The sequence below is a fragment of the Actinocorallia aurea genome (genome assembly GCF_054783995.1).
Window position 1 is genome coordinate 73,874 of sequence record NZ_BAAGPQ010000004.1, and the last position, 23,115, is coordinate 96,988.

21 protein-coding genes and 3 pseudogenes are annotated in these 23,115 nt (G+C 71.4%); 7 read left to right on the forward strand and 17 right to left on the reverse strand.

Annotation, left to right across the window (positions count from 1 at the left end):
• Window positions 1-114: 114 nt before the first annotated feature.
• From ACYVOM_RS07225 to ACYVOM_RS07255, 7 genes are all read right to left on the reverse strand, one after another.
• Entirely contained in the window at window positions 115-1,218 is a 1,104-nt protein-coding gene (locus ACYVOM_RS07225; RefSeq protein ID WP_460302452.1) for a polysaccharide deacetylase family protein, read from the reverse strand.
• A gap of 90 nt (window positions 1,219-1,308) precedes the next feature.
• The gene (locus tag ACYVOM_RS07230) at window positions 1,309-2,280 is read right to left on the reverse strand and encodes a hypothetical protein (protein WP_460302453.1); all 972 of its coding nucleotides are present in this window, start codon (window positions 2,278-2,280) and stop codon (window positions 1,309-1,311) included.
• Window positions 2,281-2,344: 64 nt separating this feature from the next.
• Entirely contained in the window at window positions 2,345-4,438 is a 2,094-nt protein-coding gene (locus ACYVOM_RS07235; protein WP_460302454.1) for an ArnT family glycosyltransferase, read from the reverse strand.
• On the reverse strand, window positions 4,435-5,673 hold the full coding sequence (locus ACYVOM_RS07240) for a bifunctional glycosyltransferase family 2/GtrA family protein (protein ID WP_460302455.1): 1,239 nt from the start codon (window positions 5,671-5,673) through the stop codon (window positions 4,435-4,437). The genes ACYVOM_RS07235 and ACYVOM_RS07240 overlap by 4 nt, the downstream gene beginning before the upstream one ends.
• A gap of 46 nt (window positions 5,674-5,719) precedes the next feature.
• Window positions 5,720-7,156 carry a sensor histidine kinase gene (locus ACYVOM_RS07245; RefSeq protein WP_460302456.1) on the reverse strand — a complete coding sequence of 479 codons (1,437 nt, stop codon included), beginning with the start codon at window positions 7,154-7,156 and terminating at the stop codon, window positions 5,720-5,722.
• Window positions 7,153-7,878, reverse strand: coding sequence for a response regulator transcription factor (locus ACYVOM_RS07250; RefSeq protein WP_460302457.1), 726 nt, complete (start codon window positions 7,876-7,878; stop codon window positions 7,153-7,155). Before ACYVOM_RS07250 ends, ACYVOM_RS07245 begins: the two co-directional genes overlap by 4 nt.
• Before the next feature lie 104 nt (window positions 7,879-7,982).
• Window positions 7,983-8,552, reverse strand: coding sequence for a GNAT family N-acetyltransferase (locus tag ACYVOM_RS07255; protein ID WP_460302458.1), 570 nt, complete (start codon window positions 8,550-8,552; stop codon window positions 7,983-7,985).
• A gap of 91 nt (window positions 8,553-8,643) precedes the next feature.
• Here ACYVOM_RS07255 and ACYVOM_RS07260 point away from each other — a divergent pair, with 91 nt between their 5' ends.
• On the forward strand, window positions 8,644-9,309 hold the full coding sequence (locus tag ACYVOM_RS07260) for a TetR/AcrR family transcriptional regulator (protein WP_460302459.1): 666 nt from the start codon (window positions 8,644-8,646) through the stop codon (window positions 9,307-9,309).
• Window positions 9,310-9,505: 196 nt separating this feature from the next.
• The gene (locus ACYVOM_RS07265) at window positions 9,506-10,969 is read left to right on the forward strand and encodes an aminopeptidase P family protein (RefSeq protein WP_460302460.1); all 1,464 of its coding nucleotides are present in this window, start codon (window positions 9,506-9,508) and stop codon (window positions 10,967-10,969) included.
• Between the two features lie 18 nt (window positions 10,970-10,987).
• Here ACYVOM_RS07265 and ACYVOM_RS07270 read toward each other — a convergent pair whose 3' ends face one another.
• The 3 genes from ACYVOM_RS07270 to ACYVOM_RS07280 all read right to left on the reverse strand — a co-directional run bounded on the left by ACYVOM_RS07270 (window position 10,988) and on the right by ACYVOM_RS07280 (window position 12,873).
• Window positions 10,988-11,782, reverse strand: coding sequence for a PhzF family phenazine biosynthesis protein (locus ACYVOM_RS07270; RefSeq protein WP_460302461.1), 795 nt, complete (start codon window positions 11,780-11,782; stop codon window positions 10,988-10,990).
• A 123-nt stretch (window positions 11,783-11,905) separates the two neighbouring features.
• Window positions 11,906-12,133 (reverse strand): hypothetical protein, encoded by a 228-nt coding sequence (locus tag ACYVOM_RS07275; RefSeq protein WP_460302462.1) that lies wholly within the window; start codon window positions 12,131-12,133, stop codon window positions 11,906-11,908.
• 41 nt (window positions 12,134-12,174) lie between these two features.
• Entirely contained in the window at window positions 12,175-12,873 is a 699-nt protein-coding gene (locus ACYVOM_RS07280) for a siderophore-interacting protein (protein ID WP_460302463.1), read from the reverse strand.
• A 231-nt stretch (window positions 12,874-13,104) separates the two neighbouring features.
• Here ACYVOM_RS07280 and ACYVOM_RS07285 point away from each other — a divergent pair.
• From ACYVOM_RS07285 to ACYVOM_RS07295, 3 genes and pseudogenes are all read left to right on the forward strand, one after another.
• Window positions 13,105-13,401 (forward strand): annotated as a pseudogene (locus ACYVOM_RS07285) (DUF4158 domain-containing protein); the annotation flags it as partial.
• 955 nt (window positions 13,402-14,356) lie between these two features.
• Window positions 14,357-14,795 (forward strand): annotated as a pseudogene (locus ACYVOM_RS07290) (Tn3 family transposase).
• Window positions 14,761-14,976 carry a hypothetical protein gene (locus ACYVOM_RS07295; protein ID WP_460302464.1) on the forward strand — a complete coding sequence of 72 codons (216 nt, stop codon included), beginning with the start codon at window positions 14,761-14,763 and terminating at the stop codon, window positions 14,974-14,976. Before ACYVOM_RS07290 ends, ACYVOM_RS07295 begins: the two are co-directional and overlap by 35 nt.
• Window positions 14,977-15,284: 308 nt before the next feature.
• Here the strand turns inward: ACYVOM_RS07295 and ACYVOM_RS07300 are convergent, their stop codons facing one another.
• Entirely contained in the window at window positions 15,285-15,773 is a 489-nt protein-coding gene (locus ACYVOM_RS07300; RefSeq protein ID WP_460302465.1) for a DUF4188 domain-containing protein, read from the reverse strand.
• 112 nt (window positions 15,774-15,885) lie between these two features.
• Here ACYVOM_RS07300 and ACYVOM_RS07305 point away from each other — a divergent pair, with 112 nt between their 5' ends.
• Complete coding sequence (locus ACYVOM_RS07305; RefSeq protein WP_460302466.1) at window positions 15,886-16,503, forward strand: TetR/AcrR family transcriptional regulator; 618 nt, start codon at window positions 15,886-15,888, stop codon at window positions 16,501-16,503.
• Window positions 16,504-16,608: 105 nt separating this feature from the next.
• Here the strand turns inward: ACYVOM_RS07305 and ACYVOM_RS07310 are convergent, their stop codons facing one another.
• The gene (locus ACYVOM_RS07310; protein ID WP_460302467.1) at window positions 16,609-17,202 is read right to left on the reverse strand and encodes a TetR family transcriptional regulator; all 594 of its coding nucleotides are present in this window, start codon (window positions 17,200-17,202) and stop codon (window positions 16,609-16,611) included.
• Between the two features lie 160 nt (window positions 17,203-17,362).
• Between ACYVOM_RS07310 and ACYVOM_RS07315 the strand changes: the two genes are divergently transcribed.
• Window positions 17,363-19,492: a fatty acid desaturase gene (locus ACYVOM_RS07315; RefSeq protein ID WP_460302468.1), complete on the forward strand. Its 2,130-nt coding sequence runs from the start codon at window positions 17,363-17,365 to the stop codon at window positions 19,490-19,492.
• A gap of 149 nt (window positions 19,493-19,641) precedes the next feature.
• Here ACYVOM_RS07315 and ACYVOM_RS07320 read toward each other — a convergent pair whose 3' ends face one another.
• From ACYVOM_RS07320 to ACYVOM_RS07340, 5 genes and pseudogenes are all read right to left on the reverse strand, one after another.
• The gene (locus ACYVOM_RS07320) at window positions 19,642-20,025 is read right to left on the reverse strand and encodes a hypothetical protein (RefSeq protein ID WP_460302469.1); all 384 of its coding nucleotides are present in this window, start codon (window positions 20,023-20,025) and stop codon (window positions 19,642-19,644) included.
• A 151-nt stretch (window positions 20,026-20,176) separates the two neighbouring features.
• A pseudogene (locus ACYVOM_RS07325) lies at window positions 20,177-20,311 on the reverse strand (zinc finger domain-containing protein); the annotation flags it as partial.
• Between the two features lie 134 nt (window positions 20,312-20,445).
• Window positions 20,446-20,634, reverse strand: coding sequence for a DUF397 domain-containing protein (locus ACYVOM_RS07330; protein ID WP_460302470.1), 189 nt, complete (start codon window positions 20,632-20,634; stop codon window positions 20,446-20,448).
• Window positions 20,618-21,340, reverse strand: coding sequence for a DUF5753 domain-containing protein (locus ACYVOM_RS07335; RefSeq protein WP_460302471.1), 723 nt, complete (start codon window positions 21,338-21,340; stop codon window positions 20,618-20,620). The genes ACYVOM_RS07330 and ACYVOM_RS07335 overlap by 17 nt, the downstream gene beginning before the upstream one ends.
• Window positions 21,341-21,645: 305 nt before the next feature.
• Entirely contained in the window at window positions 21,646-23,112 is a 1,467-nt protein-coding gene (locus ACYVOM_RS07340; protein ID WP_460302472.1) for a glutamate synthase subunit beta, read from the reverse strand.
• Window positions 23,113-23,115: the final 3 nt, after the last annotated feature.

Genomic DNA, 23,115 nt, shown 5'->3' on the forward strand with positions numbered 1-23,115 from the left:
CAGCGATCAGCATATGAGATGACAGGCCACGAGGTCAATCCGAGCATCCCGGGGGATCTGCCGGAGGGCGCTACCCGGGGCGCGGACGCGCCCCGGAAGCCGCCCGTAAGCCACTCAGTAGAAGCGCCCCTGGGCCGCCCAGTCGGGGTCGAGACCGCCGATCACGGACGACGGAGCGGTCACCGTGCCCTTGTCACCGTCGGAAGTGAACCGCTGATCCGGGTTCTTGTCCAGCCATTCCAGCCACGCGGTCGAGCAGAACTTGTCGCATCCGTCCTCCTTGACCTTGTCCTCTGACCGGATGCGGGCGATCGCCCACGGGTCGAAGTCCTTGTCGAAGACCGAGACCGAGGGGCGCCATCCGGCCAGGAAGATCCCCTTGAAGTCCCAGGTCGGGCCTTTGGCGACGAACTCGTTGTCCTTGGCCTTCGACCGCGGCGCGTTGCCGAACGGATAGGCGAACGTGACGGACCGGGCGCCGGAGATCTTCTCGACGACCGCCTCGTTCTTCGCGATCTCCGCCTCGACGCCCTTGCGCGACATGCCCGCGAGGTTCGGGTGTGTCTGGGTGTGGTTGCCGATCTCGAACCCGTGCTGGACCAGCCACGTGGCGCCTGGGTTGGCCTCCTCGCCGAGCTGGAACGGGTCCTTGTTGATGTAGAACGTCGCGATCGGCCGGAAGGCCGGGTACCGCGAGGCCACCTCGAACAGGACGCCCACCGCGGTGTCGGCCACCGGGTTGCCGCTCGGGTCGAGCGCGAACTGGGTGGGGTTGCCGTCGTCGAAGGTCAGCACGACGGGGTGGGCCCCGGCCGGGATGTCGATGGTCCCGCGCACGAAATCGGCGGCGGTGATCGGCACGTAGTTCGCCTTGGCCAGCGTCTCCAGCTCCTTGCGCAGCTCCTCGGGCGTGCGGTCGATCGAGGAGAACGGCTTGGCGATGATCCGGTGGTACATGATCACCGGGACCTGGCCGAGCTCGTTGGCCTTGGCCGCGATGGCGGCGGCCGAGGCGGGCTGCGGAGGCGGCGGGGTCGTCTTCGTGGGCGTCGGCTTGGCCGTGGGAGTCGCGGCATTCGCCGCGGGCGCCGCAGTGGCGGCCCCCGAGGGCTTGGCGACGACCTCGCCTGGCTCCTCCTCGGCCTGGGGCGCGAGCAGGAGGCCGAACAGCAGCGCGGCGCCGAGCACGAGCGCCGCGAACTTGTGAAGGGTGGGCACGGGATCTCCGGGAGAACGGGAGGCACCAGATTAGAGCGGAGTGGACCTTGGCGTCCCGTATCCGGCCGCGCGGCGCGAACGTGTCCTGGTTCAGACGGGTCCGATGACCCTCGCCGCGGCGAGCGCGAGGACGGCGGGCCCGGCGAGTCCGGCGAGCAGACCGGACAGGGTGGCCGATCCGCAGGCCCGGCGCTGCCAGACCGTCAGCGCGGCCGAGGCGCAGGCGAGGGCGAGCAAGACGTAGCGCAGCCAGGGTTGAAAGTCCGGAGCGGTGCCGAAGGCGAAGAACGCGACGAGCCCGGTGCCTATCGCGCAGCCGGCCAGGATCGCGGGCCACGGGCGTCCTGCGCGGCCCATGAGCGCGGCGCCGATCGCGGCGAGCGCGGCGATGCCCGGAGGGACGAGGACGGCGGGCGCGGACCCGGCGGAGGAGTCGATGGAGTACGCGGTGAAGGTCACCGCGGTCCACGCGCCCCACAGCAGCACCGTGCCGACGCGGGCCCGGTCGCGGCGCGCGATCACCAGGGCCGCGGCGAACGAGGCGGCGGCGAAGGGCAGTAGCCAGAGGAACGGCCCGCCCGGTGCGCCTTCGAGCATGTCCGCGCGGCCGAGGGACCCCAGGCCGTGCGCTGCCGTGTCGCCCTCGGGCACCCCCCAGGACTCGGCGTTCATGACGGCGACGCCCGCCGCGGCGAGGACGAGCGCGCAGGAGGCCCGCACAAGGATCTTCCCGGAAGTGGTGACGGCGTAGGCGGCGAGCAGAAGCAGGAGCAGCGCGAGGGCGTCGGAGGAGGCGGTGCGGCCGATGCCGACGGGGCTCAGCGCGAGGACGAGGGCGGCGAGGGCGCCCGCGCCGTGTCCGAAACGCTCTCGAACCGAGGCGGCCGGCACCAGGACCGCGGCGGCGGCGCAGGCCGTGCCGACGAGGTGGTACGGGTGCGGGTCGGCACCCATGCCCAGGAAGTGCAGGAGGGCGGCGAGCGCGGCGAGCGCCCAGAGGACCGGACGAGTCCAGCGGGGGCCTTCGTCCCCTCCGAGCAGAATGCTCCGGATGATGCGCATAAATGCGAGATTCGCACGCGATAACGCCCTCCGCCACTGCGGGCGGAGGGCGTTATCGGGGATTTCAACCGGCCGAAAGCTCGTAGAGCGAACCGTCGCCGACCTCTTCCACCGCGGTCCCGTTCTCCTGGACCCAGGTGTCGACGTCGTCGCCGCCGCTCTGCCGGCCGAAGCCCCGGCCTCCCCCGACGACGATGTACTTGAGGCTGCCGTCGGCGACGAGCCGCTTCAGGCGCTCGACCGTCATCGCGGCGTCCGAGCCGGTGAACCCGCCCATCGCGATCACCGGGCGTCCCGTGCCGAGGATCAGCGACCCGGCGGACTGCGCGTCCGAGACGGCCACGAGCCACTTCGCCGAGCCCTGGTGCTCCTCCAGGTAGGCCACGGTCTCGTCGTCGAGGCTGCTCCGGCCGCCGGGCCCGCCGCCGCCGAACCCGCCGCGCCCGTCCTGACCGGACTGGCCGTCCTGGCCGGGGAAGCCCTCTCCCCCGCCCGGGAAGCCCCCGGGGAAGCCTTCACCTCCGCCCGGGAAGCCCTCACCGCCGGGGAGGCCCTGGCCGTCCGGCATGCCGGACGGGGCCTGGCCGCCCCCGGGGAAGCCGCCCCCGCGCATCCCGCCGGGGCCGCCGCCGAACCCGCCCATGCCGGTCTCCGGGCCCGCGGTGGGGTTGGTGCCGTTGACGGGTGAGCCCGCGGTCGCGGTGGCGTAGGCGGCCGGGCCGCCGAGTCCCGCGACGAGCGCGAGGGCGAGCGCGCAGGCCGTGAGCACCCGGCCCGCGCGCGGTCCGTAGGCAGTGATCAGCAGCGCGAGCACCGCGGCGAAGGCCGCGCCCGCGACGGTCCAGGCGACCCAGGGGTTCCAGTCCGGCGTGCGGCGCAGCAGCGCGAACGCCCACACCCCGGTGATCGCGACGGCCAGCGGCAGCGCCCAGCCGAGGAGGCGCGGCGCCCGCCACAGCAGCGCGCCGCCGGCCCCGACGAGCGCGGCGATGGCCGGGCCCATGGCCGTGGTGTAGTACGGGTGGAAGGTGCCCTCGGCGAAGCTGAAGACCGCGTAGTGCAGCACCAGCCAGCCGCCCCACAGCACCAGCAGCACCCGGGCCGGGTCGGTGCGCCGGGCGCGTCCCACGAGCGCCAGGGCCGCCAGTCCGAGCAGGACGGCCGCGGGCAGCAGCCAGGAGATCTGGCCGCCCACGATGTCGTTGAACAGGCGTCCGGCCCCTGCCTCGCCGCCGAAGCTCGCGCCGCCGCCCATGCCGCCGGACCCCTCGTTGCCGAAGATCCGGCCGAGCCCGTTGTAGCCGATCACCAGGTCCCACACCGTGTTGTCGGTGCTGCCGCCGATGTAGGGGCGGCCGTCGGCCGGGAAGAGCGCCACGACGCCCATCCACCAGCCGCTGGAGACGACCAGCGCGACGCCCGCGAGGAGCAGGTTCCTGATCCGGCGGCCGAGCGCGGCGTCGGCCAGCACGACGTAGGCGAGCGCGAAGGCGGGCAGCGGAAGGTAGCCCTGGAGCATCTTGGTGTTGAAGGCGCAGCCGATGAGCGCCGCGCACGCCAGCAGCGGCAGCAGCCGCCCGTTCGCGATGGCCCGCTGGCAGCACCAGGCGGCCCCGACGAGCAGCAGCACCAGCAGCGTGTCGGGGTTGTTGTCCCGGTTGATCGCCACGGTGATCGGGGTGAGCGCGAGCACCAGCGCGGCGACGCTCGCACCCCCCGCGGCCCCGGCCGCGCCGAGCCGTTCGACCAGGCCGCGGCGCACCGAGGAGTACAGGACGCCGACGGCCGCGACGCCCATGAGCGCCTGCGGCAGCAGCATGCTCCAGCTGGAGTAGCCGAAGATCCGTGCCGACAGCCCCATCACCCACAGGGCGAACGGCGGCTTGTCGACGGTGATGAACGAGCCGGCGTCGAGAGCGCCGAAGAACCAGGCCTTCCAGCTCTCCGAGCCGGAGTAGACGGCCGCTGCGTAGTAGGTGTTGGCGTCGCCGGACGCCGAGAGGTTCCAGGCGTACAGGGCTCCGGAGAGCACCAGCAGCGCCCACAGGACGGGACGGGCCCAGCGGGGCGCGTCGGCCCTGCCGAGGAGCACTCGCGCGATCAGGGGGCGCTCCTTGGGGGGCAGCGCCCGGTCGGGCGCGTCGAGGACTGCGGTCATGATGCGGGGGCCTCCGTGGCGGCGCGGGGGCCGAACACCCAGACGCGCATGAGAAGGAACCGGAGAAGGGTCGCGAGGGCGTTCGCCACGAGGACGACGGCGACCTCGACGCCCCGCGACGGCTGGTCGGCCAGCGCGTGCAGCAGGGCGAGCGCGCCGGTGGAGAGGCCGAGGCCGATGAGGAACGCGATGCCGCCCTGCACCTGGTGGCGCAGCGCGTCGGCCCGGCCGGTGACGCCGAAGGTGAAGCGCCGGTTCGCCGCGGTGTTGCCGACGGTCGTGATCAGCAGGCTGAGTGCGTTGGCCGCGAGCGGCGACATGATCCCGCGCAGCAGGACGTACAGGACGAGCTGCGCGATCGTGGACACGAGGCCGACGAGGGCGAAGCGCGGGATCTGGCGGCCCATCCCGCGCGGCAGGTCCCGCGCGAGGGGCCGGGCCGCCTTGGCCCCGAACTCGCCGCGCGCGATCCGGCGGGCGACCCGGGCCATGCCCCGCAGGTCGTCGAGGGCGGTCTGCCTGACGTCGACGCGGCTGTCGGGGTCGTCGATCCAGTCGACGGGCACCTCGTGGATGCGCAGCCCCGTGCGCTCGGCCAGGAGCAGCAGTTCGGTGTCGAAGAACCAGGCGTCGTCCTCGACGTCGGGCAGCAGCGCCTGCACGACCTGGGTGCGGGCCGCCTTGAAGCCGCACTGGGCGTCGGAGAAGCGGGCCGCGAGGGTGGTGCGCAAGAGCAGGTTGTAGCAGCGTGAGATGAGCTCCCGTTTCATCCCGCGCACCACGGTCGAGCCGTGGTCGAGGCGGCTGCCGATCGCGAGGTCGGAGTGGCCCGACAGGAGCGGCGCGACCAGCGGGAGGAAGCCGTCGAGATCGGTCGACAGGTCGACGTCCATGTAGGCGACCACGTCGGCGTCGCTGGCGCTCCACACGTGCCGCAGCGCGAGGCCGCGGCCCTTGCGGTCGAGCCGCACCGCGCGCACCCTCGGCAGGTCGGCGGCGATCCGCGCGGCGACCTCGGAGGTGCGGTCGGTGCTGGCGTTGTCGGCGACGGTGATCCGGAAGCCGTACGGGAACGTGTCGGACAGGTAGGAGTGGAGTCGGCGGACGCTGGCCTCCAGGACGTGCTCCTCGTTGTGGACGGGGATGACGACCTCGACCAGCTTCTCCGGACGCCGGGGCGGCGGAGCCGTGGCCTGCGCTTGACTCCCTCCGGGGAGGTCGATGGTTGCGCTCATGGCGTTCAAGATGCCGACCGGCCCTGGGAGGGCCCTGATGCGCGGCTTAACGACGGATGAGAGTCCCCGGGAGGGCCAGCCGCGCCACGGTTCCCCCGCCCGTCGCGGGCGCGAGGGAGACGTCCCCGCCCGCCTCGCGGGCGATCTGCGCCACGATCGACAGGCCGAGCCCGGAGCCGGGCAGGCTGCGCGCCGAAGGCGAGCGCCAGAACCGCTCGAAGACGTACGGGAGGTCCTCCTCCGAGACGCCCGGGCCCTCGTCGCGCACGAGCAGGACGCCGTGGTCGAGGGTGACCTCGACGGTCCCGCCGGACGGGCTGAACTTCACCGCGTTGTCGCAGAGGTTCACCACCGCGCGCTCCAGGCTGTCGGGGTCGCCCTCGACCCACCACGGCTGGAGGCTCGACGTGACGGTCAGGCTCGGCCCCCGCAGCCGCGCCCGCTCCACCGCGCGCTCGACCACCTCGTGGAAGGCGACCTCGGTGTTCTCGCGGGGCTTGGCGGCCGGGCTGCCGAGCTGGAGGAGGTCGCCGATGAGGGTGGTCAGCTCGCGCATCTGGGCGCGGACGCTGGCCAGCAGCCGCGTCTTGGTCTCCGGCGGCAGCTCCCGGCCGGTCTCCTGGCTGCGGATCAGCAGGTCGATGTTGGTGCGCATGCTCGTCAGCGGGGTGCGCAGTTCGTGCCCGGCGTCGGCGATCAGGTTGCGCTGGCGCTCCTGGGAGGCGGCGAGCGCCGCGGTCATCGTGTTGAAGGAGCGGCCGAGCCTCGCGATCTCGTCGGTCCCCTCCTCGGGGATGCGCACCGACAGGTCCTCGGTCCGCGCGACCTCCTCGACGGCGTCGGTCAGCTTGTCGACCGGCTTCAGCGACGCGCGGGCGATCACCAGGCCGGCGATGGCCGATCCGACGATCCCGCAGGCCGAGACGAGCAGGAGGGTGAGGGCGAGTTCGTTGAGCGGCACGGTGACCCGCTCCAGGGGCAGCGCCGTCATGACCGTGATCCGGTAGCCGTCGGCGGTCAGGTACTGGGCGGAGGTGAGGACGCGGACGTCGATCGCCTCCCCGCTGGAGGTCTCGCCGGTCCCGTTGTGCAGGGCGCGGTCGGTGTCCCCGCGCGCCACCGCGAGGTCGGCCTCGCTGACCGGCATCTTGCCGCCGCCCGGCATCGTGCAGACCTTGCCGTCGGGCAGCACGGCCTGCTGGAGCCGGTCCCCGGGCGCGCGCAGGGGCCCGAACCAGCCGTCCTCCTCGGCGATCGGCTCGGAGCTGCACGTGTCGATCGCGCGTTCGATCTCGTTGGGGGTCCACTCCGCGCGGTCGAGGTTCGGCCGGCCCTCGGCAATCACCCTGAGCTGGCCGTCGAGCTGCCCGTAGAGCGCGTCGCGGACGAGGAACCAGCTCGCGACCGCGCAGGCGGCGACGGCGACGGCGACGGCCGCGGCGGCGAGCAGCGCGATCCGCCCGCGCAGCGGGAGCCGGCTCATGATCCCGGACGCAGGACGTAACCGACGCCCCGGACGGTGTGCACGAGCCGCGGCATGCCGTCGATCTCGGTCTTGCGGCGCAGGTACATCACGTAGACGTCGAGGGAGTTGGAGGCGGGTTCGAAGTCGAAGCCCCACACGGTCTCCAGGATCTGCTCGCGGGTGAGCACCTGGCGGGGATGCGCCATGAACATCTCCAGCAGCATGTACTCGGTGCGGGTCAGCTCCAGGGCGCGGCCGTCGCGGGTGACCTCGCGGGTGAGGGTGTTCATGCGCAGGCCGGCGAACTCCAGGACCTCGTCGGCGTCGCTCTCGGCGGGGCGCGGCCCGCCCGTCATGGCGCTGCGGCGCAGCAGGGCGCGGACGCGGGCGAGCAGCTCGTCGAGCTCGAACGGCTTGACGAGGTAGTCGTCGGCGCCGGCGTCCAGGCCGGTGACGCGGTCGCCGACCATGTCGCGGGCCGTCAGCATCAGCACGGGGGTGGCGTCGCCGCCGGTGCGCAGGCGGCGGCAGGCCGTCAGGCCGTCCATGCGGGGCATGAGGACGTCGAGGATGAGGAGGTCGGGGTGGATCTTCTCGGCCTGCTCCAGTGCCTCGACGCCGTCGCCCGCCTCGCTGACCTGGTAGCCCTCGAAGATCAGGCTGCTGGTGAGGGACTCGCGGACGGCCGGCTCGTCGTCCACGACGAGGATGTGGGCACGGGGCTCGTCCGGAGTAGTCATGCCCCAAACGTAGCCACCGCGCGCCCGTGCTCCGTGGACCGCCGGGCTTTCTCAGCGCACTCTCACCGATTTCTCAGTGTGCCGCCCCGACGCGCCGCCCCGCTTCAGGGACGGGCGCCCGGCCAGGGGCCGAGGGGGCGCTCCCAGACGGGCTCGACGGCGGTCTTCGTGTCGTAGACCCGGAATCCGCGCTTGGTGTAGTTCGGGAGGGCGGCGGAGCCGTCCAGGGAGCAGGTGTGCAGCCAGACGCGGGAGGTGGCCGGGCGGTCGTGGCGCTCGCCCAGGGTCCAGGCGCGGCGGACCGCCTCGGTGAGGAGGTGGCCGCCGAAGCCCTTGCCGGTGAAGGCGGGCAGCAGGCCGAAGCAGATGATCTCGACGTCGCCGCCCTCGCCCGGGTTGAGCTCGGCGTATCCGGCGGGGGTGCCGCGGTCGTGCGCCACCCAGGTCTCGACGCCGGGGCGGGCGAGCCACTCGGCCCAGTCGGCGTGGGACCAGGGCAGGCGGTCGGTCCAGAAGAAGTCGCCGCCCACGCCGAGGTACAGGTACCGGCTGAGCTCGGGGCTCGGCACCTCGGCCCGGATCACCTCGATCGGCGCGGGACGGGCCGGGGCGAGATCGTCCGGGGAGGTCTGCTCCAGATACCAGGTGGTGATCTCGGTCTCGACGGTCTCCATGGGAGTCGATGATAGGGCCAGGTCAGCGGCCGGGCCGGGGTTCATCCCGCGTCATGTGACGAAACAGACTTTTCTGTAAGATCCACGCATCATGACCACTCCGATCAGGCCGCTGCGCAAGGACGCCGCGCGGAACCGCGCCCGCGTCCTCGCCGCGGCCCGCACGCTGTTCGCCGAACGGGGCATGGACACCACCCTCGAAGAGGTCGCCCGGACCGCCGGGGTCGGCATCGGCACCGTCTACCGGCGCTTTCCCACCCGCGAGGACCTCGTCGACGCGGTCTTCGCGCTGCGCCACGAGGAACTGCGCCGCCTCGCCGCAGAGGCCCTCGCCGAACCCGACCCGTGGACCGCGCTGGAGTTGTTCCTCCAGCGCTTCTCCGACGAGCACCTCACCGACCGGGGCCTGCGCGAACTCCTCCTCGCCCCCGGCGACGACGACCGCCTCACCCGCGTCCTCGGCGACCTCACCCCGCCCGTCGAACTCCTCCTGGAGCGCGCCAAGCAGGCCGGCGCCGTCCGCGCCGACCTCGGCACCGGCGACCTCGCCCTCCTCCTCATGGCCGTCGCCACCATCGCCGAACACACCCGCCACGCCCCGGGCCGCCCCTGGCTCCGCTACCACACCCTCGTCCTCGAAGGCCTCCGCCCCACCCCCACGACCCTCCCCCTCACCCCCCTCACCATCCCCGACGTCGACACCGCCGTCAGAGCTTGGCTCACTCGCCCCACCTCCGGCCCCGGGGGCCTGCGGTAGGGCTGGTGATCGGGGGCCTCTGCGAACCGGGGCAGGGGCGGAGGTCAAGGGGCGGAGGTTATGGGTCCGGGCCGGGTGGAGGGGTCCGGCGGTGGTCGAGGTGGGTGGTTTTGTGGGGCTGGTGGGGGCAGGAGGGGCGGCGCGGTCGTAAAGTGGGCCGGTCTTCACCTGCTACGACGTTATGGAAAGCGCGCCGATGAACAACTCCAGCGATGCCCGGTTCGCCACCGGAAGCCATGATCTGCCGGTCAGCGATGCTCTTGCGGAGTTCTTCCGGCACGGGTGGGCGGCGACCGACGTGCCGGTGGAGGCCGTTCCCGCGGCGGTGTACGCGGCGAAGCGGCGGGCCGCGGTGTCGGCGCGGTTCCCGGGCGAGCGGCTGGTGATCCCCGCGGGCGGGCTGAAGGTGCGCAGCAACGACTGCGACTTCGCGTTCCGGCCGCACACGGCGTTCGCGCACCTCACCGCCGAGATCGCCACCGAGGCGGTGCCCGACGCGGTGCTGGTGCTGGAGCCGACCCCGTCGGGCCACGAGGCGGTGCTCTACACGCACCCGCGCTCCCCGCGCGACGACTCCCCGATGGGCGCGCAGTTCTACCGCGACCGCAGGCACGGCGAGCTGTGGGTCGGCCGCCGCCGCACCCTCGCCGAGACCGAAGCCGCCCTCGGTTTGGAGGCCGCCGACCTTGAGGGGCTGCCCGGCCGGATCACCTCCGGTGCCGCGCCCGTCCGCGTGATCCGCGGCGTCGACGCCACGATCGACACGCTGGTCCCGCCGCACGCCGGACCCACCGCCGACCACGAACTGCACGCCGTCCTCGCCGAACTGCGCCTGGTCAAGGACGAGTACGAGGTGTCCCAGCTCAAAGCCGCCGTCGACTTCACCGCCGCCGGATTCGGCGACGTCGCCGCCGAACTGCCGTTCGCGCTGCGCCACCCGCGCGGCGAGCGCTGGGTCGAGGCGACCTTCAACCGGCGCGCCCGCCTCGACGGCAACGGCACCGGCTACGAGACCATCGCCGCCGCCGGCGCGCACGCCTGCGTGCTGCACTGGATCCGCAACGACGGCCCGGTGCCCGACGGCAAGCTCCTGCTGCTCGACGCGGGCGTCGAGACCGACTCCTTCTACACCGCCGACATCACCCGCACCCTTCCCGGAGGCGGCCGCTTCACCGACGCCCAGCGCCGCGTCTACGACCTCGTCTACGCCGCCCAGGAGGCCGCGATCGCCGCCGTCAAGCCCGGCGCCCGCTTCCGCGACTTCCACAACGCCGCCACCCGCGTGCTCGCCGAGGGCCTCGACGACTGGGGCCTGCTGCCCGGCGGCGCCGAAGCCGCCCTCGACCCCGAATCGGGCCTGTACCGCCGCTACACCCTGTGCAGCTCCGGCCACATGCTCGGCATGGACGTCCACGACTGCGCCAAGGCCCGCGCCGAGACCTACCTCGACGGCGTCCTTGAGCCCGGCCATGTCCTCACGGTCGAGCCCGGCCTCTACCTCCAGCCCGACGACCTCACCCTCCCCGAGGAACTCCGCGGCATCGGCGTCCGCATCGAAGACGACCTCGTCGTCACCGAGAACGGCGCCGTCAACCTCTCCGCAGGCCTGCCCCGCCGGGCCGACGAGATCGAGGCGTGGTTGGAGGCTGCGCGTTCCTGACGCGCGGCCCGCTCCGCTTCACACCATGAGTTCCCCTATCAGGACGATGACGGCCTGGCCGGTGAGGTGGACGCGGCCGCCTTCGAGGCGGACGCCCACCTTGCCGGAGCGGGCCGAGACCTGGAGGCCGGTGAGGGTGTCGCGGCCGAGGCGCTCGGCCCAGTAGGGGGCGAGCATGCAGTGGGCGGAGCCGGTGACCGGGTCTTCCGGGACGCCCACGGACGGGGCGAAGAACCGGGAGACGAAGTCGGCGCCGCCCGCCTCGGCGTCGGCGGGCGCGGTGACGCAGACGCCGCGTGCCTCGACGGTCTCCAGCAGCGCGAAGTCCGGGCGCAGGCCCCGCACGACGGAGGCGTCGGGCATGACGGCGAGGATGTCGTTCTGGGCGTTGCGCGCGGTGAACACCGGCTCCGCGCCGAGTGCCGCGGCCAGCCCGGCCGGTGGCTCGACGCGTTCGGCGGGCACCGCGGGGAAGTCCAGCCGCAGCCCCTCCTCCTCCTGCTTGACGGTGAGCAGCCCGCTCAGCGTGGAGAACTCCACGGTCTGCCATGGCTCGGCGAGCCCTTCGGCGTAGATCGCCCGAGCCGCCGCGAGGGTCGCGTGCCCGCACAGCCTGACCTCGGTCGCGGGCGTGAACCACCGCAGCTCGAACCCCTCGTCCAGCGCCCGCACGAACGCCGTCTCGGAGTGCCGCATCTCGGCCGCCACCGCCTGCATCCACTTCGGCTCCGCGGGCTTCTCCAGCAGGCACACCCCCGCCGGATTCCCGCCGAACGCCTCGTCCGTGAACGCGTCCACCACAAAGATCCGCATGCCCCCACCCTAAGCGCCCCCACTCTGACCTGCACTAACGCCTGTGGAAAACTCCCCCGGGCAGCACCCGCTCGCTCCCCGCAGCGCACCGGACGGCGATGGCCGTCGCGACGGCGGTCGCGGTCACACGTCAAACCCGGCGAGCCGCATCGCCTCCTCGTGGCGGACGTACGCCTCGGTGCCCGAGGCCGCGCGCAGCTCGTGCCGGGCCAGGGCGAGGGCGTCCTCCAGGTCCTCCAGTTCGCCCGCCCCGACGTGTTCGCCGCGCCCGGTCAAGAAGATCCGCTCCCGGAGCGCGGAGGCCCTCCGCGCCGGTCGGCGCAGCATGTCGATCGACCAGGTGCCGCTCATGCACCGAACGCTAGGCCCATGCGCGGCCTCTCGGGGGCGGATCAGTCCATGCCTTTGCGGCCCGGGGTCCAGAAGGGTTTGACGATGATGTCGCGGCGGGGCCAGGAGCGGTCGTGCAGGAGGTGCTTCTTGACGGACTGGCAGGTCTTGGCCTCGCCGGCGAGGTAGGCGATGGTGCCGGGCTTGAGACTCTCCAGGGCGGCGACGGCTTCGACCACGCGGCGGGAGTCGTGGGCGGAGTCGGGGCCGCGGTCGAGCCAGGTGGTGTCGGCGGCGAGCGGGAGGCGGTCGGCCGCGTCGGCGGTCTCCACGATGGCGCGCGCGCCTTCGAGGCCGCGGGTCAGGGCGCCGAAGGCGACCGAGGCCGTCTCCTCGCCGACGAACAGGTGGCCCGGCGCGCCCTCACGCAGCGTGAAGCCGCCTTCGGGGGCCTTGAACATGACCTCGTCGCCCGCCTTCACCGCGCGGCCCCAGGCGGCCCCCGGGCCGTCGCCGTGGCCGAAGACGCGCAGCTCGATCGCGTCGCCGTCGTAGTCCCACACCGAGTACGTCCGCAGCAGGTCGAACGCGCCGCGCAGCGACAGCTCCCCCACCTGCACCCGGATCTGCTGCCCCGGCTTCCAGTCCAGCCCCGGCACCCCTTCGATCCGCACCCGCCGCCACCGCCCGCCCGCGTCCTCGGCCGCCGCGACCGTCCCGCGCACCAGCAGCCTGTCCAGCACCCATCCGCCTCGCGCCATGACGACCCCTTCTCGATATATCGTTGACTATCAGTAGAATAGAACGCGACATATCGCAGAACAATGTGACCCACGTCACCGAACGCCGACGGGCGCGCCTCCCAGGCCCTCCGCTCCCGAACGTGGCCCCAGCCGCCGTGTAGCTGGGTGAGTGATCATGATTGCGGCTCGTGATCGTCTCGGAGGGGTGAAACCGGGCTGGTTGGGTGTGGGTGGTGCTTGATCGTGTTCGTGTCGGAGACGGTCGGGTGGAGGGGTGGGTTCGGGTGCGTCGGGAGTGGGAGCCGGAGGAGCTTGGTCGGGGCGTGGACGCTGCTGGACGGTGACTGGGATCTGGTGGGGAACAAGAGTGGGGCGACTCGTCTGGGTTTCGGGTTGCTGTTGAAGTTCTTCGAGTTGGAGGGCCGTTTTCCTCGGCATGCGGGTGAGGTGCCGAAGGCCGCGGTCGACTATGTGGCGGGGCAGGTGAAGGTCGATCCGGCGCTGCTGGCGGAGTACGACTGGTCGGGCCGGCTGCGGGCTGAGGTGCTGGGGCGGTGCCGGAGGTTGAGGATCGAGCCTCCGGGCCGGGTGGAGCGGATCGTGGGGGCGGGGCGGGCGCGATTCGAGCGGGAGTTCTGCACGCAGGTGCTGAACGGGTTGTCGGCGGATGCGGCGCGGTCGTTGTGGGAGCTGGCCACGGGCGATGACGGGTTCCTGCTGGAGTTGAAGTCCGATCCGGGCCGTCTGGGGTTGGAGACGCTGCTGGAGGAGATCGTGAAGCTCCGGCGCGCTCGGGCGCTGGGGTTGCCGGCGGATCTGTTCGGCGGGGTGTCGGACCGGCTGGTGGCCTCCTGGCGGGCGCGGGCGATGGCGTCGCATCCGTCGGATTTCGCGGCGATGCAGCCGCCGGTCCGCCTCACGTTGATGGCGGCGCTGGCGTGGTCGCGGACGACGGAGATCACGGACGCGCTGGTCGATCTGTTCATCGGCCTGGTGTCGAAGGTGAACACGCGGGCGGAGCGGAAGGTCGACAACGTGATCGAGGCCGAGGCCCGCAAGGTGCACCGCAAGACCGAGAAGCTGTTCTCGATCGCCGAGGCGTCCCTGCGGGAGCCGGACGGCTCGGTCCGCCAGGTGGTGTTCCCGGCGGTGGCGGGCGGGGAGGCGACGCTGAAGGCGCTGGTCGCGGAGGCGAAGGCCGATGCGAAGGCCTACAAGGCGCGGGTGCGGACAGTGCTGAGCAGCTCGTATTCGAACTACTACCGGCAGATGCTGCCCAAGCTGCTGGAGGCGATCGAGTTCAAGTGCAACAACACCGCCTACCGGCCGGTCTCCGGCGCCCGCCGCTGGCGCGACCCCGAGGAGGACCTGCTGGCGGACTTCGAGGACATGCGGGACGTCCACTACGAGAATCTGCGCCGGCCGCTGGACCCCTCGGTGTTCATCGAGACGCTGAAGGAGGCGATGCGGGCGTCGATGCAGGCGGGTCACGCCGCGGGAGGTGATCCGCAAGCGGCTGCTGCTGGTCCTGTACGCGCTGGGCACGAACGTCGGGATCAAGCGGGTCGCCGACGGCGGCCGCCACGGCGAGACCGAAGCCGCACTGCGCGCCACCCGGCACCTGTTCGTGAACCGCGACAACCTGCGCGCGGCGGTCGCGACCCTGGTGAACGCGACGTTGAAGATGCGGGACCCGCTGTGGTGGGGCAACGGCACCGCGTGCGCGCTCCTGCAACGCCTCCGAGGTCGCGGCGATGATGGAGGGAGTGCTGCGGCACTGCACCGACGCGACCATCGACCGCCAGTACACCGACACCCACGGCCAGTCCCTGGTCGGGTTCGCGTTCTCCCACGCCGCCGCTTCGACCTCGGCCTCGCCGCCTGACCTCGCCTCATGGAGGACCCTTGGAGCCCTCGGCCGCCGCGTCCGCCGCGCTTGATGCCCGCGACGACCTCAACGACCGCGACCGGGAGCTGCTGCTCACCCTCACCCCGGCCGAGCGCCGAACCCAGGCGCGGGCGCGCGAGCTCGTCCTGGACCACCTCACCCAGATCGGCCTGCGAGACTGGCAGGAGCCGTTGATCGTGCGATCTGTGTTCCCGGCGTCCGTCGGGTCCTGATCACTGTTCGTGGTCGCTGGGGGCGTGGCGATGCCGGGTTCCGCCCGCTGGGGCGGTGATGCGGGCGTTGGTCTGGTGACGGCCGTTCAGCCCGGCTGATCGGACAGTAGGTCGGCCCAGCGACGGTCTGCTCATGGGCCGGTTGTCCGGCCAGGGTCGTGTGACCCGCCGGCGGCCGTCGTCGGTGGAGGATGGGGCCGCGCACGAGGGTGTCCAGCATCGCCTGGAGATGCCTTTCGGGGCTCGGCGAGTGAGTGAACGGTGCCGGGAGCGCGCGGTTCGGCGGGGTGCCTTGATGGGGCTGGGGGTCAGTGAGCGTCGGTGTTGCCCACGCGGTCGCGCATGGTGGATTTCTCGCGCAGGTTCCGGTATTCGCCGGCGGCGGCCAGGCCCATTCGGGGCATGTTCGCGTAGATCGCCTCGAACTCGCCGGCCTTCACGCGGTAGGTCTCATGCCAGACGCCGACGTGGCCGTTGTAGGCGGTGCGGCGAAAGAACTCGCGCTGCGCGGGGCGGTGCTTGAGGTCTTTGTTGCTCGCCCACGCTTCGAGCTCGTCCATCGAGCGCCAGTACTGGATGAACATCGGCACGCGCCAGTCCGTGAGGGTCAGCAGCGTCCGCGACTCCAGCAGCGGCGTGTCGGGGAGCTCCTTGAGCTCCTTGTTCATTGCGAACGCCGCCCGCATCACGGGCACCCATTCGTTCGCGCGCCACAGCTCGTTGATGCGCATCCCGATGAAGAAGACGACGAAGTCGTCCGGGTAGTTCGCGGTGTACCGGCCTGCCTTGACGTCCATGGAGTCTCCAGATAGAGGTCACGCGGCACGAGCGCCGCGCCCCTGAAGGCTAAAACAGACAGTGTGTCATTACAAGATGTCGGTCTTACATGCCTTGCGCTACCGTTGAGCTGTGTCGGTTCTCGACAAACGCACCAGAAACGACCCGCGAGGCCGAGCGACCGAACAGGCTCTCCTCGCGGCGACCAAGGCACTGCTCGACGAAGGAGCATCGTTTGCCGACCTGAGCGTCAGCCGCATCGCCGAGCGCGCGGGCCGCACACGCACCGCCTTCTACGCGCACTTCGAAGACCGGCGCCTGCTGCTCCTGGCCCTGCTGCAGGACGCCGGCGGTGCCGCGATCACCGCGCTCGACCCGTTCCTCGTCGGCGAGGGGCCGATCAGCCGCGCCGAAGTGACCGCGTCGACGCGGGCGCTGCTCGAAGGCTTCCGGGAGCACGCCACGCTCGTTCGGGCCGTCGTCGAAGCGGCCGGCTACGACGAGCAGATCGCCGCCCAGTGGTCGTCGATCGTTCGACGGATCATCGACGGAGCCGCTCTGCGGCTCCGGACCGCCGGCCTGGCGCCCGACCGTGCGGCCGCGACCGCGACGGCACTGGTCTGGATGACCGAACGCACCTGCTACCAGCAGGCCGTGCGAGATGACACCGGCCACGACGACCAGCACATCGTCGCCGCCATCAGCGACGTGTGGTGGAACACCATCAGCGCCGCGACCCGCCCGAGCTGAGGCCCGCCCCTCGCCCTCTTCGGGTGCCGTCGCACCAAACGGGGGGCGTGTGACACGCAGGCGGCCGTCGTCAGTCGGCGATGAGTCCGCGCCAGCGGGGCGGCATCAGGCGGCCCTCGTCGTGTACTGGACGAGGGTCCGGATCTGGGCGGTCGCGGCTTCGATCGGCCCGGTGGGCTGTGTCAGGTGGCTGAGGGTGAGTCGGACGGCCACTTCGATCAGCCATGCGAGCTTGTCAGGGTCCGTCTGCGGGTTGAGCTGGGCGGCTTCGATTCGGATGTGGTCCAGTGCGCGTCGGAGGACGGGCTCGGGACGGACGGTCAGCAGGGGCAGCAGGTCGTTGCTTCCGCCGTCCGCGCCGAGCATGACGGCTTTGACGAGCGGGTTGTCGGCAGCCGTGCGGAGCACGTACTCGGCGGCGGCGGGCAGGCCGCGACCGAGGTCGCCCGGGTGGGCGCGCAGTTGAGCGGAGACTCCGGCGAGGAACCGTTCGGTCTCGCGGGCGATGAGGGCCTCGCCGAGTGCGGTCTTGGCACCCATCTCGTTGTAGACGGTCTTGCGGCTGACGCCGACCCGCTCGGCGACGCGGCCCATGGTCACGGCCTGCCAGCCGCTGGCGCAGGTCAGGTCGAAGGCCGCATCGAGCAGCCGATCGCGCAGGAGGTCCCGCACCTCGGCATGAAATCCCTGGTTGCCCACGCACCCAACTATACGACAGCGAACGATTTGCCCCCCTACTTCACACTCAAACTTCATTTGTGTACCGTCGGGGCATATCAGCAAGACATGTAAACCCGGTTGGGCGCTCTGCGGGTCGCGTCCCGCCGAGGCGACCGGCCGGACGTTGAGGAGATCAGCGATGACGACGGGCACGACCGAACCCCACCGCGAACGCGACCGGGGCACCGCTGAGCAGGTACTTTCCGAGAGCGAGGCGGCCGCGGTACGCCGGGGAGTGCCGGACCCGGGCATCCGGCTCCCCTACATCGCGATCCCGACCATGCTGGTCTGGTCGACAGCGCTGCTGGCCTGGGGTGCGGCGACGGCCCTGGCCGTGCTCGCGTGCAACGGCGCCCTGCCCGCCGGCTGGCTGTGGCTGACCGTGCCGGTGCACGCGGCCGCGTCGTTCGCGATGTTCACGGTGCTGCACGAGTCGGTGCATCACGCCGCGGGACGCGCGAGCTGGGTCAACCCATGGCTCGGACGGCTGGCGATGCCGTTCGTGACCGTATTGGGGACCTTCCCCATGTTCAAGTACGTCCACATCGAGCACCACCGCAACACCAACGAGGACATCCACACCGATCCGGACGCGTGGACCGAGCAGGGGCCGGCCTGGCAGCTGCCGTTCCGCTGGCTGACCATGGACATCTGGTACCTGCGCTTCTACCTACCGCGCCTGCCGCGCCGCCCGCGCCGCGAAGTACTGGGGTTCGTGACCCACCTGCTCGTCGTCCTCGGGGTACTGGCCGCGCTGGTGGCGACCGGACACGGCTGGGAACTGCTGGTGATCTGCCTGATCCCGCAGCGCATCGCGCTCGGAGTGCTGGCCTGGTGGTTCGACTGGCTCCCGCACCACGACCTCGGGGTCTCGGCCCGGGTCAACCGGTTCCACGCCACCCGCGTAAGGGTCGGCTGGGAACGGGTGATGACACCGCTGATGTTCTACCAGAACTACCATCTCGTCCATCACATCCACCCCACCATCCCCTTCTACCGCTACGTGGACGCCTGGCGGAACACCGAAGCCGACTACCTCGACCGCCACGTGCCCATCGCCACCGCTTGGGGACGGGAGCTGACGCCGACGGAATACCGGGCGTGGCGGCAGATCGCCGAGAACTACCAGCAGGATCACGAGCAGGACACCGTCAGCGCGCGGACGCGGACCGGGTTCCACCCGCTGGCGGTCAGTGACGTGCGGCGGCTCACCGACCGGGCCGTCTCGATCACCTTCGAGGTCCCCGACGACCTGCGGGACACCTTCACGTTCCGCCCGGGCCAGCACCTCACGGTCCGCGCGACCATCAACGGCACACCGGTGCGGCGCACCTACTCGATCTGCGCCATGGCCGGCTCGGGCGTGCTGCGCATAGCGGTGCAGCACATCGACGGAGGTCTGTTCTCCACCTTCGCCACGACCCGGCTACGCGCCGGGGACGTGCTGGAGGTGATGCCGCCCGCGGGCAGCTTCACTCTCACACCCGAGCCCACCGCCAGCCGGCACCTGGCCGCCGTGGCCGCCGGAAGCGGCATCACCCCCATCATCTCGATCGTGGCCAGCACGCTGGCCGGAGAACCGCACACCCGCGCCACACTGCTGTACGCCAACCGCAGCGCCGACTCGACGATGTTCGCCGACGAACTGTCCCTGCTGGCCCGCCAGTTCGAAGGACGGCTGCGCATCGTGCACCTGCACTCCCGCGACACCCGCTCCGAAACACGCCCCCGCGACGACGACCAGCCCGACTACGAACGGACCCTGCCCGGACGGCTCACCGCCGAGGTGCTGGGCCGGCTGCTCACCGACACGGCCCACCGCGGCCACCGGCTCGCCGACGCCGACGCCTGGTACCTGTGCGGCCCGCAGCAGCTCACCGACACCATCACCGACGCGCTCACCGAACACGGCGTCCCGCGCCAGCACGTCCACCGCGAACTGTTCACCACCGACGAGCCGATCATCTCCGCGAACATCAGCGTGGTGCCCGCCAGCCTGCGACTCACCCTGGACGGCCACACCCACCACCTGTCCACCACCGGCGATGAATCCCTGCTCGAAGCCGCCCTGCGCAACGGCCTGGACGTCCCCTACTCCTGCACCGGCGGAGCCTGCGGAACCTGCATGGCCCGACTGCGCACCGGGACGGTCCACATGGAACAGAACTACGCACTCACCGACGACGACATCACCCAAGGCCAGATCCTGACCTGCCAATCCCGCCCCACCACCCACACCCTCCACATCGACTACGACGACCCGAAGTGAAAGATCACCTCGAATCGGCCCGCCACTCCCGAACGCACCCGCAGCCGCTCCAGCTCCGAGGCCCGTTCGGCCCGCGAGGAGGATTGGTACAGGAAGTAGCGGTAGCGGGCGGGCTTCGGCGTCGGTTCGATGACGGTCGGAGCGCAGGCCTAGGCGGTCTGTTCGTCGGCGTCGGCGAGGGCGCGGTAGACCGAGGCGACGGAGGGGTGCCGGCCGGTGTTCTTGCCGGTCTTGATGGTGAGCTTGGCGGCGATGTCGGGAACGGGGATGCCTTTGTCGCGCAGGGCGAGGGCGAAGGTGATCATGTCGTCGTCGATGACTTTGGGGCGTCCGCCGTGGCGGCCTCGGGCGGCGGCGGTCTGCTGGCCCTCCAGGGTCTTGTCGCGGATGTAGTCGCGGTCGAGCTGGGCGGCGACGGCCAGGACGGCGAAGAGCACGGCACCGAGCCCGGCGGGGTCGTAGATCCCGGTGAGCGGCCCGGTGAGGAGCTCTAGCTGGATCCCGGCGGCTTGCAGGCCCGCGGCGAAGGCCATGGTTCGGCGGCGCGGTGGGCGCGACCTCGGCCGGTGCGACGGGCGGCAGGGCCTGCCAGGGTGCGCCGGGCCTGCGCCCCGCGGGGACCGGGACGTCGAGGAGGTCACGGAGCGCGGGCACGAGGATGAACCGGGCGGTGTGGTACTTCGAGGCGACCTTCCCGCCGCGGGTCCGGCACGGCGACGGCGCCATCGCCTCGCAGTTCGGGCAGTCGTAGCGCTCGACCGCCGCGGCGGCCTCCTCCGGCGCCATCTCCACCCACCCGAGTCTCGCAGAACCGGTCATTTCTGCGAGACCGCACACCGTAACCGCCGTCACCCACAGCTACATGGCGGCTGGGGCCACGTTCGGGAGCGGAGGGCCTCCCAGAGGAGACACGCCCACCACACGAAGGGGAACACCGCCGACGCGGGCCGAGATCAGCCGTCGAGGCGACCGGACTTGACGCGCGCCACGAACGACGCGAGCTCACCCGCCGACAGCGTCAGCCACGCACCGGGATTCTTGGAGTCCTGGACCAGGGTGGCGTCGAGGGTGTTCGTGGAGAGCTCGACGCAGCTGCTGGTCAGGTCGCTATTACTGCGGCTGCTCTTACGCCACTCGATCATCGTGCATCATCTCCATGATCTGTTCGATGTACGCCAGGGACGCTTCCTCGGAGAGGGCGACACCCCTGATCTCATCAAACAGTAGGGCCAGGTCGAAGATCTCACCCTCGTCCTGGATGAGCCGTCCGCCGAACTGCGCCTCCACCCAGCCGACGCGCCTGCGGTCCGGCATCGTGGCGATGGCCAGCGCACCGCGCGCACCGTCGTGCGCGGGGACGTTCAGGCGCGTCACCTGGATGTGGATGTTCGGGCGGGCGCCCATCTCCAGAAGGTGAGCGAGCTGTTCGCCGATGGCGTCCGGCCGCCGCCACGTGCGGACCAGGGCCGCCTCGTCGATGACCGCGAAGAGATGGGCCGGGTTCTCTGGCCTTATCAGCTTCTCCTTTCTGGAGAGCCTTTTGGCCAAGAGAGCCTCGTCCACCGGCTTGGCCCCCGCGATCGCGCGGATATAGCCCTCCGTTTGCAGGACCCCCGGGATATAGGAGGGCTCGTAGCCGCGGAGTTCTCGGCACCCGTTCTCATATCCGGAGAACACCTTGAACCAGCTCGCGACGTGTTCCCTGCGGCACTGTTCGCGGAGGTTCTGGAGGTACACGCCGGTGTCGAAGAACCCGTCGAGGGCGACGCAGTTCTCGTCGTCGGGGAGCACGCGCTGGTTCTCCCAGCCGGTGTAGGTCTCCCGGGCGATGAAGATCGCCCTGGCCACTTCCAGCTGGGTGACGCCCTTGAAGCGCCGCAGGACGCGAAGGGTGTCGGCGAAATGGGAGTGCAGATTCCGGGGAGCCTCAGGCACTTCCGGGCTTTCCTGCTCCCCCGGAAACTCATAAATCTGGGACATGTCACCACCTTTGTGCGGTAGTCGGACGGTGACGGTCCGTCCGGTCCCGAGCGTAGGGCCCGCCCCCGGGTTTTGGGGCCGGAAATCCGAATCGCCACGCGACTCCGGCCCGGGAACGCCGAAGGGCGCGTCCCCAAGATGGGGGCGCGCCCTTGCGGGTGCTCTTTCGTGCCTTACGCGATCGGGCGGGCGTTCGGCGGGATCGGGTACGGCAGCGCGGTGGAGCCCTGGAGGTCCTGGTCGACGCGGGACGCGGCGGAGCGGCCCTCGGCGATCGCCCAGACGATCAGGGACTGGCCGCGGCCCATGTCGCCGGCGACGTAGACGCCGTCGACGGAGGTCCGGTAGTCCAGGTTCCGCACCACGTTGCCGCGCTGGTCCAGCTCGACGCCGAGCTGCTCCAGCAGGCCCTCGCGCTGCGGGCCGAGGAAGCCCATCGACAGCGTGACGAGCTCGGCCGGGATCTCCCGCTCGGTGCCCTCGATCGGCTTGAAGCCGGTGGAGGGGCCCTCGACGTCGACGAGGCGCAGCGACTTGACGTTGCCGTCCTCGTCGGCGGTGAAGCCGAGCGTGTTGGCCGCGTAGACGCGGGGGCCGCCGGAGGCCTCCAGCTCCTCGTGCGCGCTCTCCATCTTGAACAGGATGGGGAACGTCGGCCAGGGCTGGTGGCCCGGACGCAGCTCCGGCGGCTTCGGCATGATCTCCAGCTGCGTCACCGACGCGGCGCCCTGGCGCAGCGCGGTGCCGATGCAGTCGGCTCCGGTGTCGCCGCCGCCGATGACGACGACGTGCTTGCCCTCGGCGGAGATGGTCGGCTCCGCGAGGACGCCTTCGGCGACCTTGTTGGCGATGGGCAGGTACTCCATCGCCTGGTAGATGCCCTTGGCCTCGCGGCCCGGGACGTTCAGGTCGCGCCAGGCCGTCGCGCCGCCCGCCAGGACGACGGCGTCGTACTCGGCGCGCAGCTCCTCGGCGGTGATGTCGACGCCGACGTTGACGCCGGTCTTGAAGACCGTGCCCTCGGCGCGCATCTGGTCGAGGCGCCGCTCGACGTGGCGCTTCTCCATCTTGAACTCGGGGATGCCGCGGCGCAGCAGTCCGCCGAGCGCGTCGGAGCGCTCGTAGACCACGACGTCGTGCCCTGCCCTGGTGAGCTGCTGGGCGGCGGCCAGGCCCGCGGGGCCCGAGCCGACGACCGCGACCTTCTTGCCGGTCTTGACGGCCGGGGGCTGCGGCTTGACCCAGCCCTCGGCGAACGCCCGGTCGATCAGCTCGACCTCGACGCGCTTGATCGTCACCGGGTCCTGGTTGATGCCGAGGACGCAGGCGGTCTCGCACGGCGCGGGGCACAGCCGCCCGGTGAACTCCGGGAAGTTGTTCGTCGCGTGCAGCCGCTCGATGCCGGCCTGCCAGTTCTGCTTGTAGACCAGGTCGTTCCACTCGGGGATGAGGTTCCCGAGCGGGCAGCCCTGGTGGCAGAACGGGATGCCGCAGTCCATGCACCGGCTGGCCTGGCGCTCCAGGGTCGGGCGCTGGAGGTCCTCGTAGACCTCCTTCCAGTCACGGATGCGCACGTCCACCGGCCGGCGGGCCGGCAGCTCCCGCTGCGTGACCTTCAAGAACCCCTTCGGGTCTGCCATATT